The sequence below is a fragment of the Helicobacter pylori genome, from assembly GCF_021062735.1.
GTDB lineage: Bacteria > Campylobacterota > Campylobacteria > Campylobacterales > Helicobacteraceae > Helicobacter > Helicobacter pylori_DN.
Map to the genome: position 1 here is coordinate 22,636 of NZ_JAHXLB010000008.1, position 16,532 is coordinate 39,167.

Sequence of the window (16,532 nt, forward strand, 5' to 3'; positions counted from 1 at the left end):
TAATCAAACCCCTTTTAAGCCTTCTTCTTCTAACCGCCATAAATCTTCTAAAGCCTCTCTTTTTCTAATCACTCTGATTTTGTGATCTTCTAGGGCTAATTCTAAGAGTTTGGGGCGCGAATTGTATTGACTGGCCATGCTAGAGCCATAAGCCCCAACCTTCTCAATCGCTATTTTATCGCCTGGCTCTAATTCTGGCAAATGGACATCTTTTAAAAAAGTGTCGCTGCTCTCACACACAGGCCCTACCACATCGCAAGGCGAGATCTTACGCCCCTTAGAGGGCGTTATAACCCTTATGGCATGCTTAGCATGATACAAACTGGGGCGTAAAAAATCATTCATGCCCGCATCCACAACCACAAAGCGCTTGTTTTGAGCCTTTTTTTCATACAAAACCTGCGTGATCAATTCCCCACTCTCAGCCACGATCGATCGGCCCGGCTCACAAATAATGGTCAAATCCAAGCCTTGAAGCGCGTTTAAAATCCCTTGCGCGTAATCATAAAGCTTAATCGTTTCTTCATTTTCATAGCTCACGCCAATCCCTCCGCCCACATCAAAAAAACGCAAATCTATCCCTAGCGCTATCAAAGATTTAGCGATTTTAGCCACCTTTTGGCTCGCTTCTATAATCGGCTCCAAATCTAAAAGCTGTGATCCGATATGAAAATGCACGCTAATAGGCTCTAAAAACGCGCTTTTTTTAGCCCAAAGAAACATTTCTAAAGCTTCTTTTTCTCCCACGCCAAACTTATTTTCTTTCAAACCGGTAGAAATATAGGGGTGCGTTTTAGCGTCAATGTTAGGGTTGATCCTAATAGAGATCCTAGCCTTTATCCCTAAAGATTGGGCGATTTTTTCAATCGTTTGCAATTCCATAAAACTTTCTACATTCAAAAATAAAATGTTGAGTTTTAGGGCTTGCTCTATTTCAAATGCGCTCTTACCCACCCCGCTAAACACGATCCTATAAGGCTTGATCCCAGCTTTTAAAGCCCTATATATCTCGCCTATGGAAACGCAATCCGCCCCGCTCCCTAAATGCGCCAATAAGGAGAGGATACTCAAATTGGAATTCGCCTTTAAAGCGTAGCAAATCAAAGATTTACGCCCCTTAAACGCTTCTTTATAATTCAAAAAAGCCTGTTTGATCTTGTCAAAATCATAGAGATAAAAAGGGGTTTTGTGAGTTTGAAACAGCTCTTCATAATTGAACATAGAAAAACCTAATCATAAAATTTGAACGAAGCATTATAGCAAAAAAGCTAAAACGCCACTCGCATGCCCACATTCCCGGTTATATTAATATCTTGGTATTGCAAGCCCATCTTAAGCCCCACCCCCGCATTCACATACATCAAGCGCCACAAATGCATTTCGCCCCCTGTAATCACGCTCGCAAAAGTGTTGAAAACTTCCCCCTTGCGATACAATAAAGTGTTTTCGCCCACAAAACGCACCACATTATCGCCTTTAGATTTGATCAAAAGATCCCTACCCAACCTTGCCGTTACAAAATAATAGGAATTTTTACCAAAATATTTACGGCTCTCCAACCCCATGTTGAGCGTTAAAACCGATTCGTTAGAGGGGTTTGAATGCATGAGAAATTGTTTGTAAGCGGCATCATTCATTTTGCCCTTCATCCCACTCAAGCCTATAAAATGATAGCTCAAACCCACTTGAGGTTTTAACACCACGCTTTTTTGTTTGAACATGAAATCATAGCCGTAATTCCCATTCACGCTCGTTGTCCAAGTGTTATAACTATAGCGTTGGTTCAACACGGAAAGCAAGGGATTAGAAGAATTGATACTATTTGCATTGCCTCCATAAGTTTCATTCGCGCTCAAAGTGAATTCGTTTCTTTTTAAAAAAGCCCTAGCATACATCCCCACATCCACATTATTACCCAAAGAATGCATGATGTTCCCATTAAAGTCGCTATAGCCATAAGCCACATAACCCCCAAGGATCACATTTTTAACTAACCTGTCATAACCCGCATTCAAGCCATAAAGCGTGCCATTGCCCCCAGCAATAAAGCTCGCTCCCCCCACCCCTTGAACCCAAAGGTTATTAGGGTGTTTGCTAAGTTGAGAGTGTTTGACAAAAACCTCTCCAGGGTTAGGATCGCTAAAACGCTTGTTTTTAAGCTCCAACAAACGCTTAGAAAAATCAGACTCTCCCTCTCTAGCCCTAAAATCAGAGAGTTTTGTTAAACGGCTGGTTTGTTGGGTGTAACCCGCCAATTCTAAAAGGTTGGTAGCGTTATCCCTAAAATTAGGGTTAGAAATCAAGCTTGCGGTGTTTTGAAGATCTTTTGTTACGCCTAAGATTTCATTCAAAGAGTGGTTTTTTAAATAAATCGGCGCAAAAAGCGGATTTTCTTTAGTCTCCATCATCAATGTTGAAAGCCACTTGATAGCGTTCCCCCCAACAGCTTCAATTTGATTGAGTGCACTTTGCCCTTGAATGCCCACAATGTAATCTTGTAAAGTAGGGGGGGTAAAATCCATGATCTTGTTGCCATAAGACATTTTAATCTGGTCATGAAGAACAGAAAGGCTTAAAATATGGTTTTGAGAGGCATTATTTGAGTTAGGCAACGCTACGCTTAACAATAACCCCTTATCTTGTAATAAAACCCGTTGGCCCAAATAAGTCAATACGCCGTTTTTTTCCTCTATGTGGTTTCCGTTGATATTGATTAAGGTATAGAGCTTCAAATACGATTGCAAGCTATTAGGGTTGATATTGTAATCAATGTAACGGCTGCTTTTCAATAAAGTGTAAGTCGTGTTATTGGCCATGCTGTTATTGACATTGATAAAAGGCGTTTGGGTGGTGTTGAGATTAATGATCCCCTCTGCTTGAATGAGCGGATTTACAGGCGTTTGAGAATTTTCTAAATTGAAATTAATCGTTCCAAAATGATTCAAAGCCCCCCCTACTCCTAACCCATAAATCCCGGTGCTTAAAGAAGCGTTTGAAGTGATCACTAAATTTTGAAGCACCTCTATTTTTTGCGTGGCGTTGTTGTTAAACGCTCCTTGAATGTTTAAATTATTCGTTACAAAGCTAGCGTTTTTCTCTAACACCGCTTGGTTGGAAATAATGAGGTTGTTGGCTTGGAATTGAGCGTTATTGTAAAGATACAGGTTTTTAATGTTTGCAGAGCCTTTAATCTTTGAAAAATCAACCACCCCGTTAGCGTAAATATTGCCTGAAAAATTGAAATCATTCGCCGTAACCATCAAGCTCTCATCGTTATTATTCAAGGCGATTGGCGCGTTATTTGACGCGTTATTAGAAGAAGCGCCATTTGCGCTTTGGGCGCTAAGCGTGCAAGGGTTTGTAATGTTAGCTGTAGTTGGATTGCTTTGTTGCGTGCAGCTAGCGTTGATAAACAGATTGCCTTGAGACACGGAAACATTGTTATTAGCGGCGTTAATCTTAAGGCCGTTGCTAGCATCAAGCGTAGTGATATTAATGTTAGAAACTTGATTAGACAATAATTGAAGCGTTCCAAAATGGTTAGTGAAAGCGATATGATTGTTTCCGGCAAAAATGAGCGAATTTCCTGCGTTAAAAGAGAGCGTGCCTCCATTGGCGTTAGAGAAAGTGGAATTTTGCACAAAAACATTGCCTTGCGCATTGAAACTAAAATCCCCTTTTTGCCACACTTGACTCAAGCCATAGGGAGCGAAAAGCCCCTTTTTACCAAGATTAGGGATCAAATCCCCCAAACCTTGTTCATAAATAGGCCCTAAGCCTTTAGCCGCTAGGACTTTGTCTAAAACACTTTTAATCTGCTGGTTTTGCAGCAAGCTTTCTAAAGAATTGAGCGTGTCTTGGCCTAAAAATTCGCCAATCATTTGCTTGCCTAAAGCCACTACATCGTTTTGTAAAGCCTCGCTCGGTTTGACAATATCTTGCAACATTACGCTTATGACTTGCCCTATATCGTTAGCGGAAATAAAGCCGGTGATCTGATTGAACAACCCTTTTTTACTCAATAAATCATTGATGGACATGCTCCCTATAAGCTTTTCAGGGTTTTGCAAATCAATGCCCCCTAGTCCGGCTAATCCCCCCACTAGCCCGGTCCAAAAGCCTAATTTTTGTCTGATCAAATCCTTAATCGCCGTGTTCAAACCGCTATCGTTCATGAGGTTATCAAAATTATTCTGCCCTAAAAGCTGGCTTAGGGTTTGATTTTTTTGTTCAGGCGTTAAATACCCCCCAATCACACTACCACTCCCTAGCGTATTTACTATCAAATTCCCTAATCCTCCGGCTTTATTAATGGATTGCACCGCCACTTCGCCCAAAATATTAGCGAGCCCGGCTTGATTGAAAACCTTATTGATGCCCTCTTGGCCTAACATGCTAAAGATCCCATCGGTTTGTGAGCTTACGATATTAGCCTGGTTGAGAATGAGCGAAGTTTGGCTGTTAAAAGTTACGCTAGCGCTCCCCCCAGTCCCCCATGCGTTCCCACTCCCTAAAGTGCCGGTAAGATAAATTTCTTTAGCGTTAAAAGTCGTGTCAATATAGCCCAAATCAGCCGAGCTAGACTCCAAAAGCTGCCCTAAATAAGTGCCTCTAAATTTTTGGCACACAATATCGGTGTAATCGCAAGGCTTTTGATAGCCTAATCCCCCAAAAACCACCGCGCTATTGGTGTCTGTTTGCCCTATTTTAGTCGCTCCTACAATCAAAGTGCCGTTATTGAAATTTTGCACGACCGAATTGTTTGCGTTATCAATCAACTCGTTAATGTTTTTCCAGTCGCTAGGCGTGATGAGTTTGGTAAGCTGGTTTAGTGCATCGCCTTTTAAATCGCTCAAACTTGAAAGCGAAAAATCATTCCCTAATATCTTTTTGATTTCAGGGTAGAGTTTGAGAGCCATTTGCCCTAACGCTTTGATATTATTGAAATTATAGCCTTTGTTATAGACATGTAACGCGCTAATAGGGTTGCCTTGCGCGTTATAGGTTTGCGAAATGATAGAAGATTCAGAGGTTAGATTGTTATTTTTCGTGGTGTTGTTGCTGCCGTTGGCTTGATAGGATTGGTTGGGGTTGTAATAGCCTTTCACATTGCTAGTGAGATAAAACACGCCTTCTGCGTCATCGCTATAAGAATACACGCCATTAGCATTGTTATAAACTTTTTGGTAGTTAAAGACTTCAGAGCCAATGTTATAGAGCGTGTTTTTAATACCCGGGATTTGAGAGAGCGTAACGCTTAGTTGGTTATTTTTAAAGCTCTCGGTGATTTTTAGGGCGTTATTAAGGGGGTTAGTGAAACTATAGGTTTGGTTTTTAGCATCATAAATCCCGTCATTGATGTGCATGCCAAAGAAGCTGATACGCTCATACCAATTACTATTCATGTCCGCTTGAATGATGTTATACACACGATTTTTATTATCGTTTAGATCGCTTAGTAAATCAATGTTAGCGATATTCAAACTCCCTTGATCGCCAAAAACAAGCTGGCTGTTTTTCAAATTCAACACGCTACTGCTGTTAGGGTTTAAGAGGTTGCCTCCCAAACTCAAGGGTGCTTTAACATCAAGGGCTTGATGGAAAGTGATGGGGCTTTGAGAAAAAGCGTTATCATAGAAATTAAACGCCGTGTTAGAGGTAATGGCGCTAGAGCCTTGAAAATCTAAAGAAGAGTTATTGCTTAAATTAAACTGCCCTCCTAAAGAGCTCGCTCCCTTAAACACGATAGAAGAATCATTCAAACTCGTAGTAATATTCGCTGAATTGAAATTAACCGCCCCGTTAAAATTAAGGTGAGAGCCATTACTCGCAATCAAACTCGCATAATCGTTGATCGTGGCGTTGTTGGAAACATTAATCGTGCTTTGGTTGAGGTTGAGCGAGCTGGTGTCGTTTAAATTCAAATCGCCCTGAAGTTCTAAGGTTGAATGGTTGCTCGCATTGATAGAGGCGTTTTGAGAAAGATTGATCGCATTGGCTTTAATACTGCTTGTCCCCACTGAAACGCTTAAATTGGAATTGTCAAACGACACATTATTAGCTGAAATTTGATACAAACCAGAGCTTAAATTCGTGCTGTTGGTGAAATTAATCGTATTCTTGGCATTGAATTTAAAAACAGATTGCGTTTTCCCCACATAGCCTCTAAAAGAGCTGTTAGAAAAATCCAGATTCAAAGCGTTGAAACTAAAATTAGGGTTACCGCCATTTTGTGCGGTATCGTCTATAAAATAGGAGTTTTGAGCCTGAATGTTCGCGCTGTTAGAGATAAAATTCATAGACGAGCTTTGCGTGCCAGCGGCGCGATTATACAAAGTCGCGTTCGTTAAAAGAATGCCTTGAAGGGCGTTAAAATTAAGGCTCGCGCCCCCACCGCTAGAAATGCGATTCCCGCTTTCAATGCTGCCGGTGATGTAAATCTTTTGCGCTTCATAATGCCCTGTAATAAAGCCTATGCATTGCAAATTCCAGCAATGCCCGCTCGCATCATTACTCCCTGCTCCCTTATTGTCCCCAAAGCGAATGATGGTATTAGATTGCGGCGCATCGCTTAAGCTCGTCCATATGCTTTTAGCCCCAAAAACGATCGCACTGTTTTGCCCGGTGAATGTTTGAGAAAATTCCGCTTTAGTGAATAAAGTTTTCCCGCTCGCATAAAAATCAATGCTGTTGTCGTAATAGTAAATGGTGTTGTTTGCATTCCCTAAATTATTGTTATAGCTGTTAGGCATGTAGGTCATAAAACCGAGAGCGTTTTTATAATATAAGTGATCCGATTTTTCCATATCCACATAATCAAACACCATGCTAACGCCCAAACGCCGGATAGAAATGCTGTTTTGTGAAAAAACCTCTTGGAAATTGTAGGTTTGGTTATTGAAAGAATACACCACATCATAGACGCCATTACCCGCGCTAGAGACGAGTTTTTCACTGCTAGCCCCATGCCCTTGGTAGTTGATGAGCTGCCATAGATTTTTACTGAAAGCGTTGTTGTATTCAATTTCTTTAGAAGAGCTTACAAGGGTGATAGGGTTGCCATTAGTGATAGCTTCACCAATATTAATCACCGAATGAGCGTTAAAAGTGATTGTCCCATCGCCAAAAGACAAAGGAGCGTTCAGGTTTTTTAAAGTGATGTTATTTAAAGTAATTTTCCCTTTCACGCTCGTGTTTGTGGGGCCATTAAACACCACATTATCAAAGGTTGCATTCCCTGAAATATTCACAGAGCCGGTATTATTAAAATTAGCGTTATTTTGAGAGTCATTAGCAGAATTTCCAAAAACAGCGTTCCCAGCGATTTGCAAATTTGAATGAGCGTTAGTGAAATCCCCCATAAACGAAGTGGTTGCGTTAGAATTATTGAAGTTAAAAGAAGCGCTGTTGTTAAAGTTAGCGTTATTGAACGAAGCGTTTTTTGCGCTAATTTCAAACGAACCGCTATTGAACTGGTTGTTATTTGAAAAATTCAAGCTATCACCGCTGAATTGGTAACTCCCTCCATTAAAGTTGGTGTTTTCAAAAGTCGCTTGCCCTGCATTGAAAATGAATTTCCCGTCTTTGGCTTGGTTAGTGAAAGTGGTGCCATACACGGAAAGTTTGCCGTTAGAATTTAGGCCATTCAAATTCTGCGAATTGTCCATGTTTTGCGTGGAAAAAGTCATGGAGCTTGAATAAATCCCGGCGTTATGTTGCGTGATGGTAGCGTTAGCGATATTGATACTATCTACCCCATTAAAGACCAGATTGGCTGCCCCACCCGTGCCTATACGATTGCCAGAACGCAGATTCGCTGTGATATACACATGATAAGCGCTATAAGTGCCATTAGTCGTGCCTGTGCATTGGTAATAGGGCCAAGGTCCGCAATGCCCATTAAGAGCGCTCCCTGAAGTGTCCCCAAAAGACACCGTGTCGCTAGAAGAAACATTATGATCAGTCCATGTTGAGTTATACCCAATCACCAGATTACTACCACTAGCGCTAAAAGTTTGTTTAAACGAGTTAGTGTAGCTCCCCCATATTTGAACGCTCGGCAAGTAATAAGTCCCGCTCTCTGTAAAATTTTGGGATTTGGGGATGTAATATTTATGATCATACCAAGGCGTATTAGAATTAATATAATTTGAAGCGGATAAGTCAAATTTGGAGCCGCTAATGACAGGGGGTGGCGTGTAAGTCCCGCTCTCTAAAGCCTGGATAATGATGGAATTAGGGCCAAAAGTTTCTTGCAGTTTGTAGATAGTATCCCCTATTTTGTAGCCCACTTGATAAACTTGCGTGGAGTTTGTAGAAGATTTAGAGGGCGAAGAGTCAGTGGTTTTAGAGGTTGTGGCGTTTTCATTCAAAAGCTGCCCGGTAACCCCATTATAAGTGATCATATCCCACAAACCTTGAGCGAAACTTTGCGGATCTGAAGAGCTTTTGTTCGTTTTTAAGGCGTTTGTTAGGCTGTTGATTGCATGGTTTAAAAGATGATTATAAGTGATCCCACCGCTAGAATTTAAAATCGTTACGCTCTTCTCACTGCTTAAACTTGTGAGGTTGAAAGTCGTCCCTTGAGTGATAGTGATTTTAGAACTCCCAAAATCAAGGGTTGAGCCATTGTTCAAGTCATTCTTACCGCTTAAAGTAACGCCACCGGTAACACTCATGTTGTTTGCATCAACAGAAGTGTTGAATATCGTGTTGTTAAAACTCGCGCTCTCATTAATGGTGATTTTACCGGCATTGTTGAAAGTGGCGTTATTAAACGAAGCGTTTTGGATCGTTAGTTGGTGGTTTGAATTGTTAAAGGCTTGCTCAAAATTCACAGAACCCTTAAGAGTGGTAGCGTTACCACTAAAAGAGCTGTTTTGAATTTGGGGGTGCTGAGCGCTGTTAGCTGGATTAATTTGGTTATTAAAAGTAAAAGTCCCTCCATTAAAGGAGCTGTTTTGGAAAGTGGCTTGATTATTAAAAGTGTATGTGGCGTTACTAAACGAAGCACCATTAAAAGAGCTTGCACCTTTAAAATTAAAACTACCGCTATTAAAGGCGGTATTATTGGTAGCACTAAACTCTTTATTAAAAGTGAATGCCCCCCCATTCCATTTCGCCCCGCTAAAAGTGGCGTTCTCTTCAAAAGTGAAACTGCCGCTTGCATTGCTAAAGGTCGTGTTAGTAGCGTTAGTCGTCCCTTTAAAAGAATAGTTAGGCCCTGAAGTGGAGCAATTAGCCCCTACGCCCACACTAGCTAAAGAACTGCAAGTATCCCCATTTAAAGAAACCGAATTAATGGTAATAACGCTGTTAGCATTGCCTACATTCACTTGCGAAGTTTTATACGCGCTGATATTGGAATTGATAGTAACCTTATTAGCGTTCAAGTTTAAAGTGGCTGTGCCGGTGTGCGTACCAGCTCCCGATCCCACACGATTGCCCACTTCTACGCTGTTATCCACATTGATAGTCCCAGCGCTAAAAGTAACATTAGTATGCCCATTAGGATACCAAGAAGTGAAGCTATTCCCACTACTCGCACCTAGATTAAAAGTAGCGTTACTGCCTAATTCAATGTCTAAATTCCCCCCATTATATTCCCCTCCGGTGTAGTTATACAGACCGCTTAAAAAATAAGTGCCGTTATCATTTTTTAAATTGGCTGTGATATTTTGGTTGTTTTGAGTGTGGTAGTAATTAGCCGCATTACCCCCTGCCCAAGTTTTTGTAATGAGTTGGTTTCCTGTGTATTGTTGTGTTTTTTCCTCCCATTTATCGCAACTCCATACAGCATACCATGGACGATGCACGCATATCTTTTGGCTTTTTTCCCCCCAACTAAGCCCTAAAATATCCGTTCCATCAGCATACACCCCACTAGCAAACCCACCAATCAGTAAAGGTGCAAGCCATAAAGGACGCTTTAAGATTGTTTTTTGATGCGATCGTTTGATACTTTTTGGTTTCTTTTTAAACTTTTTCATTAAATGCTACCCTCTCATTTCCTAGATAGTAAAACCTCTCCTTTAAATCAAACCGCATTTTTTCCAAGCAAACGCCAAAAAAACAAAGCGCACACCAGCACAAACAATTCCTTAAACAGCCATTCGCTTTGAGCGTGCGAGCGGGCAAATTCAGCGCTTTGAAGCACCGCTTCGCCCGCTTTTTGAGCGTTTAAAATATAAGGCGTGTAATAAAAAACAAAGAGCAAACACAACGCCGCTATCGCCACGCCAAGGATCAAATACACTAACGATCTTTTATAATAAATAAACGAAATGATTTCATAAAGTAACACCACAAAACCGATCGCGCCTAAAACATAATTGAAACGCACAAAGATTTGCGCCATGAGTTTCCCGCTCTCAAAGGGAGTTAGATTCAATTCGGGTAAAATGCTTGAAGCTTTGAAAACAATGGGCGCAACTATCGCTCCTAGAATGATCAAAGAGCCGCCCAAAATACCTAAAAGAAGCAAATACACCCCTAAACCAAATTTTTTCATCTTCCACCTTTTTTAAGATTTTTGCAACAAATGGTTGCAATCCTTAAACTGCCACACTTGAACTAAAGGCGTAAAAAATTCTAAAAGGGCTTGAATGTCAGTGATCCTGTCCTTTAACCCGATAAACACTTCAATCTTCACGCCTTTTTCTAATAAAAATCTAATTATAGAATCACTATACTTGTAATTCAATAAAAATTCTAATTCTTCTAAAGAACCCTCTTTTTTAAAACGCTCCAATTGAGCGCTCAAGCCCACTTCTTGATAAAAGTTATCCATGTAGCTTTGTGAGTCTTTTTGAAACGAAGAAAGTTGCAAGCGTTTGAACGCCAAACTCTTATGCGCTAACATGCAAGGCGAAAACAATAACAAAGAATTGATGCGGCGCTGTTGTGAGATTTCATTATAAGCGTATTCTATCGCCTTAATCGCCCCCATAGAAAAGCCTGACACATCATAAGCCCCTTTTAAAAGCCACTCTTCAAACAAAACGCTTTCATTAATGAACCCAAAACCACTAAAAAAACGCATTTTCACCCATTCAATAAATCATACAAATTGGAATGTTCTAAATATTCTTGCTCCAATAACAGAACGCTTAATCGCTTGCAAGCTGCAATTTGTGGCTTTAAAAACTCCAATTGCTCTTCATAAAGAACGCTTAAAGACTCTTTTGTAGGGGTTAAAAGAAGCTCACTGGCCATAAATTCATTCAAAAATTTCGCTTTTTGCAAGTCTTGTTTAGACAGACTGTAACGCTCCTTATAGAGCAACTCTAAAATAATCGTCCCGCTCAAATACACTTTAATGTAATTTTTAATCTCGCTCTCGCTATGGATTTTATTTTCATTAAAAGCGATAAATTCCCCCAATAAAGGCGCTTTATCAAATTCAATTTCTAGCCAATACGCGCTCAAGGCTTTCGCGCTTTGATACAAAGCGACTAATTCCTTTTGGTTTTCGTCTAAGGTTTGGGGCTTTTTCTTGCCGTAAGCGATCTTGTCTTTCACTTCTAAAATGTCGCTCTCAGTGATTTCGCTTCGTTGGTGTTTTAGGGCGTTTAGAGCGCTTTCATTGATTAAAGTCGCTAACATCGCCCCGCTAAAACCCACACAAATTTTAGCGATCTTAAGATAATTAAGCGTGTGCTTTTTGTTTTCTAAAAGCTTTTCTAAAATGCTTTGTCTTTCTAGTAAATCCGGTAAAGAAATGAAAATGCGCCGATCAAAACGCTTGCTCCTTAATAGCGCTTCATCCATCACTTCCATTTGGTTAGTCGCTCCTATCACCACCACCTCATCGTTTTGCAAAAACCCATCCATTTCGGTTAAAAGCTGGTTGAGCGTGGCCTCTCTTTCATCGCTCCTATGCCCTCCCCTAGCCTTACCCAAAGCGTCAATTTCATCAATAAAAATAATAGAGGGGGCATGCCTTTTAGCATGCATGAAAAGTTCATGCACTTTTTTAGCCCCAGCCCCCACATAAATTTGAGAAAACGCGCTCCCGCTTTCATAAAAAAACGGCACTCTGGCTTCAGTTGCTAAGGCTTTAGCGATCATGGTTTTCCCCACTCCAGGAGGTCCGATTAAAAGCACGCCTTTAGGGAGAAAAATCCCTAAATCCTGGTATTTTTTAGGGTTTTTTAAATAATCTATCACTTCTAATAATTCTTCTTTAACTTCATCCACCCCTGCAATATCTTCAAAACGCACCCCTAGCGCATCGTATCGCTGGAATGCATTTTCTAATTCGTTTTTGTGTGCGCTTTCTAAACTCATTTTAGTATCCAATCGTTTAGGCAAGCGCCAAAAGATCCCAAAAAGCATGCTAGAAATGAAAAAAAGCAACGCTAAAAAGATTTTAGAAACCTTGCTTAAATTTTCTCGTTTTTCTATGGGCATGCTTTCTGGGATTTTATAGGCTCTTAAAAAGGCTTCTTTGTTGGTTTTATAAAGACCCTTGTTAGCATAAAAATAATTTTCATCTTCAATTAGAGTTTGCTTAGGGTGAGATTGGATCACATAAAAAAAGTCCTTACCCGATATGAGCCTAGAAACATCGCTTAAAATTAAAAAAAGAAGCAAGCAAAAAGTAAGGATCAAAAACCCTAACGCCAAAACAAGCGAGCGGTTTTTGATGCGTTTGAAAGGAGCGGTGAGGTTTTCTAAATTTTTAGAAAACGGCATGATTTTCCCTCTCCTTAATTTCATACTCTTTGATTTCTAAAAAACTAGCCCTTAAAGGCTTATCGCTTTTGATTTTAATGGGGTTGAAGAATTGATCTAAGGCTTTAAATTCGCCGTCTTTTTGCGCTTCCACTAAGGCTTTTAGGGGCGTATTGAGCTTGAGCTGCAACAGCCTGAACGCCTTATTTTTATGCAAAATCAAATCTTTAATCGCATTCAAACGCTTTTTAGAATCTTCCAAGCTCACGCTATCAGTCATCAAACTAGAGAGGGTGTCTTTTCGTTTGCTGTAAATAAAAGGGTGGATGTGCGTTAAGGGCAAGCTTTCTAAATTTTTAAACGCTTTTTCAAAAACGCTTCCGCTCTCGCCCGGATGCCCTACAATAAAATCCGTGCCAATAGCAAAATTCTTAGAAGCGATTACCTCTAATAATTCCCTATCGCTTTTGGTGCGGTTTCTTCGGTTCATCCTTTCTAGCATGAAATCATGGCTGTGCTGTAAAGCGATATGCAAATGTTTTTCTAAAAAATCCTCTTCTAAAAGCTCTAAAAATTCATCGTTGATTTGATTAGGCTCTAAGCTCCCAATCCTTATGCGTTTTAATCCAGCAATCTGGCTTAATTTTTTAATCAATCTTGCGATATTGCTTCCTTTATCTTTCCCATAGCTCCCCACATTGGTGCCGGTTAAAACCACTTCTTGAACCCCTTTAGAGCATAAAAGGTTCACTTGCTCTAAAATTTTCCTCTCTTCAAAACTCCTAGCCCTCCCTCTCACGCTTGGGATAATGCAATAATTACAATCAAAATCACAGCCTTCTTGGATCTTGATAAACGCTCTAGTTTTTCCCACAAACTCGCTCACCATCGTGGTGTCTAAGTGCTTGTTTTCTAAATTGTCATCTATAAAAAAACGCTTTTTTTCTTGTAAAAGCACGTTAATCTTTTCTTTATTGTCATGCCCAAAAACGCCCTTTAAAAACCCTTTTTCAAAAAGCTCCTTGCCTTGGGTTTTCACCCCACAGCCAGTAAATAACACTTCCTTATCCAATCGCGCCATTTTTTTAGCGTAACTCCTTACCGCGCTATCGGCCCCATTGGTTACGGTGCAAGAATTGATGATAATAATGTCGGCTTCTTGTTCTTCTAAGGTCGTGCTAAAATCCTTCAAATTCTCGCCCATCACTTGCGTGTCAAAAAGATTCGTCCTGCACCCAAAAGTTTTGAAATAGACTTTTTTCATTTTTGTTCCCTTTTGTTCCCAAAACCATCGCCTAGAAAATCAGCATCCACTTTAAGCAGCTTGCTGGTCGTATAAGCGATATGGATATTTTCTTCTTTCAAAAAAGCTTCAACAATTTCAGCCACAATCTTGCTCCTTAAAGACAGGGTCGCATACGAATTGGTTTGATACCACACCGAGATCTTTATCCCGTTACTTTCAGGCATCAAAAAGCATCGAGGCTTCACGCTCAAACTCCTTAAAGAATACCGGTCGCGCATTTTATTGAGCTGTTTATAGGTAATATCCGTGTATTCTTTAGACAATTCTGTAGCGATGTTGAGCGCAATTTTAGAAGCTTTTTTAAAATCAGAATCAAATGTAATGCAAAAATCCACCCCATCCCAAACCGTTTTCATCCCAAAATGGCTGTAATTAGCGAACATGGTGGTGAAAATATAATTATTAGGCACAAAGATAATTCGGCCCGCTCTCCTGTTGTTCGTGTAAGTGGTAAAGGTTACATCTTCTAAAATCGTAATGTGCAACATAGAAATATCCAACACATCGCCAATAAAAATATCCGTCCCCTTAGCGATACGCACCCTATCGCCCACATGCACGCTCCCTCCAATCAAAATAATAAACCACCCAAGCAAGCTCATGAACAAATCTTTCATCGCAATCGCTAAACCCGCACTCGCAAAGCCTAAAACCGTTACCAAGTAAGTAACATTTTCTAAATAAGAAAAAAGAAAGATCAAAATGATCACGCTCACATTCACGAAGTTAATGGCTTTATTCACGGTATAGACGCGCTCATTATTTTCAATATATTTACTGGAAATAATTTTTAAAATCCAAGCAAACACCACGCTCAAAAGGGCTGCTAAAAACACATAAACCAATTTAAAAAGCTGGTTTTTAACTTGAGATTTGACAATGCTTATAGCTTCATCGCTGTCTTTTTGGAAAATCCCGATCGTGGTTTTTAGAATGTTTTGAGCCCCTTGCAATTCCAAGCGTTTGGCTTGAGTTTGATAAATCTCATCGCTTAGTTTCGTGCTTTTATCCAAAGCGTGCCACTGATTTAAAAGCTGGTGTTTTTGATCTAAAAGCTTTAAAACTTCTTCTAAAGAAGTTTGGTTTTTTTTAAGACTTTCATGCTTTAAATGCATGCTTTTAATGAAAGAAATGCCATCAATGATCGCAATAGGGTTAGCGATATTAGGGATATTGGGGATATTAGGGCGCTCTATCAAGTCCTTAAAAGGATTGGCCCCATAGCTTTCAAACATTTTTTGCTGGGATTCTAAAGCCTTTAAGGTGTGCTCTAAGGTGCTAATCTTTAATAAATCCTTGCTTTTTTTGTTTTTTAAACGCCTTAATTCCTGCCTCACGCTCTCTTTTTCGGTATAAATTTGGTTGTAGATCTTATAGTTTTCAAATTTTTTCAACCACACATTATCGTCTTTGGCGAGTTTTTTATCCACCAAAGCCATTTGTTTTTGTATGGACAATAGCTCTTGGCTTTTATCTTCTGCTTGTAAAAACAAAAAACAAAAGAATAACAATACCCTTAATGCCATTTTTCTAACACCTTTATGATCGTTTCTTTAGGGATATGAGAAGCAACCTCAAACGCTCCAACGCCTTTAGGCAGAATGAATTTGATTGTCTTATCCTCGCTTTTTTTGTCTAAAAACAAGCGTTCGTAAAATTTTTGAAGATCAATGATTTTGTAATGGAATATCAAATCAAATTTTTTCAATAAATCTTCTATGCGTTCGTATTCTTTTAAAGTGAGCATGCCTAAAGAAAGGGCTAAATCATTAGCCATGCGCATGCCAATAGCGATCGCTTCGCCATGCAAAAATCGCTCGTAATCAGTCTCTTTTTCTATCGCATGCCCAAAGGTATGCCCATAGTTCAACCCGGCCCTGATATTTTGCTCTTTTTCATCTTGCATAATAACTTGAGCTTTGATACTGACGCTTTGAAAGATTACTTCTTCTAAACAATCTTTTAAATCCTTTGTTTCCAATCTTTCTACCAAGTTTTTATCAAAACATACCGCCATTTTAATGATTTCAGCAACCCCTGCTTGAAATTCCCTTTTTTCAAGGGTTTTTAAAAAAGACAAATCAATATAAACCGCTTTAGGCTGGTGGAACGATCCGATTAAATTCTTGCCATAAGGCGTATTGATCCCTGTTTTCCCCCCCACGCTCGCATCCACTTGAGCGAGTAAAGTCGTAGGGATATTAATAAAATCAATCCCCCTAAAATAAATACTGCTCGCAAACCCCACCATATCGCTTATCACTCCCCCACCAAGGGCTATCATTAAAGAATGGCGGTTTAATTGCATTTCAAAGGCGTTGTTTAAAATGCGCTCTAATGAATTAAAATTCTTGTATTTTTCTCCGGACTCTATCACGCACACTCTGACTTCTAAGGCTTTCAAGCGCTCTAATAAATATGATAAATGCAACCCGGCCACGATGCTATCGCTAATGATGAGAGCTTTTTGTTTCAATTTTATTTCAGGCAGTTCCCCCAAAAACACTTTATAGCTTTTTTCTTTTAAAGGGATTACAATTTCTTGCATTCT

Annotated in this window: 8 protein-coding genes; all 8 read right to left on the reverse strand. The window is 39.8% G+C overall.

Features of this window, described 5'->3' with window-relative positions; genetic code table 11:
• Positions 1-3: 3 nt before the first annotated feature.
• The 8 genes from lysA to aroB are packed head-to-tail and all read right to left on the reverse strand — an operon-like array spanning position 4 to position 16,529.
• Positions 4-1,221, reverse strand: a complete 1,218-nt coding sequence (gene lysA, locus KX581_RS04660; RefSeq protein WP_231175710.1) for a diaminopimelate decarboxylase — start codon at positions 1,219-1,221, stop codon at positions 4-6.
• A gap of 47 nt (positions 1,222-1,268) precedes the next feature.
• A complete protein-coding gene (gene imaA / locus KX581_RS04665) occupies positions 1,269-9,989 on the reverse strand; it encodes an immunomodulatory autotransporter protein ImaA (protein WP_231175711.1) in 8,721 nt (2,906 codons plus the stop codon).
• A gap of 47 nt (positions 9,990-10,036) precedes the next feature.
• A complete protein-coding gene (locus KX581_RS04670) occupies positions 10,037-10,510 on the reverse strand; it encodes a DUF4149 domain-containing protein (protein ID WP_231175712.1) in 474 nt (157 codons plus the stop codon).
• A gap of 12 nt (positions 10,511-10,522) precedes the next feature.
• On the reverse strand, positions 10,523-11,041 hold the full coding sequence (gene bioV / locus KX581_RS04675) for a pimelyl-ACP methyl ester esterase BioV (RefSeq protein WP_231175713.1): 519 nt from the start codon (positions 11,039-11,041) through the stop codon (positions 10,523-10,525).
• A gap of 2 nt (positions 11,042-11,043) precedes the next feature.
• Complete coding sequence (locus tag KX581_RS04680; protein WP_231175714.1) at positions 11,044-12,696, reverse strand: AAA family ATPase; 1,653 nt, start codon at positions 12,694-12,696, stop codon at positions 11,044-11,046.
• Positions 12,683-13,939, reverse strand: coding sequence for a tRNA (N(6)-L-threonylcarbamoyladenosine(37)-C(2))-methylthiotransferase MtaB (gene mtaB, locus KX581_RS04685; protein WP_231175715.1), 1,257 nt, complete (start codon positions 13,937-13,939; stop codon positions 12,683-12,685). Before mtaB ends, KX581_RS04680 begins: the two co-directional genes overlap by 14 nt.
• Entirely contained in the window at positions 13,936-15,507 is a 1,572-nt protein-coding gene (locus KX581_RS04690; protein WP_231175716.1) for a mechanosensitive ion channel family protein, read from the reverse strand. Before KX581_RS04690 ends, mtaB begins: the two co-directional genes overlap by 4 nt.
• Entirely contained in the window at positions 15,498-16,529 is a 1,032-nt protein-coding gene (aroB, locus tag KX581_RS04695; RefSeq protein WP_231175717.1) for a 3-dehydroquinate synthase, read from the reverse strand. The genes KX581_RS04690 and aroB overlap by 10 nt, the downstream gene beginning before the upstream one ends.
• Positions 16,530-16,532 lie beyond the last annotated feature (3 nt).

What these genes read in the sequence shown, in the direction of transcription:
- lysA (WP_231175710.1), bottom strand. Translation starts at nt 1,221, where the DNA reads ATGTTCAATTATGAAGAGCTGTTTCAAACTCACAAAACCCCTTTTTAT.
- imaA (WP_231175711.1), bottom strand. Translation starts at nt 9,989, where the DNA reads ATGAAAAAGTTTAAAAAGAAACCAAAAAGTATCAAACGATCGCATCAA.
- KX581_RS04670 (WP_231175712.1), bottom strand. Translation starts at nt 10,510, where the DNA reads ATGAAAAAATTTGGTTTAGGGGTGTATTTGCTTCTTTTAGGTATTTTG.
- bioV (WP_231175713.1), bottom strand. Translation starts at nt 11,041, where the DNA reads ATGCGTTTTTTTAGTGGTTTTGGGTTCATTAATGAAAGCGTTTTGTTT.
- KX581_RS04680 (WP_231175714.1), bottom strand. Translation starts at nt 12,696, where the DNA reads ATGCCGTTTTCTAAAAATTTAGAAAACCTCACCGCTCCTTTCAAACGC.
- mtaB (WP_231175715.1), bottom strand. Translation starts at nt 13,939, where the DNA reads ATGAAAAAAGTCTATTTCAAAACTTTTGGGTGCAGGACGAATCTTTTT.
- KX581_RS04690 (WP_231175716.1), bottom strand. Translation starts at nt 15,507, where the DNA reads ATGGCATTAAGGGTATTGTTATTCTTTTGTTTTTTGTTTTTACAAGCA.
- aroB (WP_231175717.1), bottom strand. Translation starts at nt 16,529, where the DNA reads ATGCAAGAAATTGTAATCCCTTTAAAAGAAAAAAGCTATAAAGTGTTT.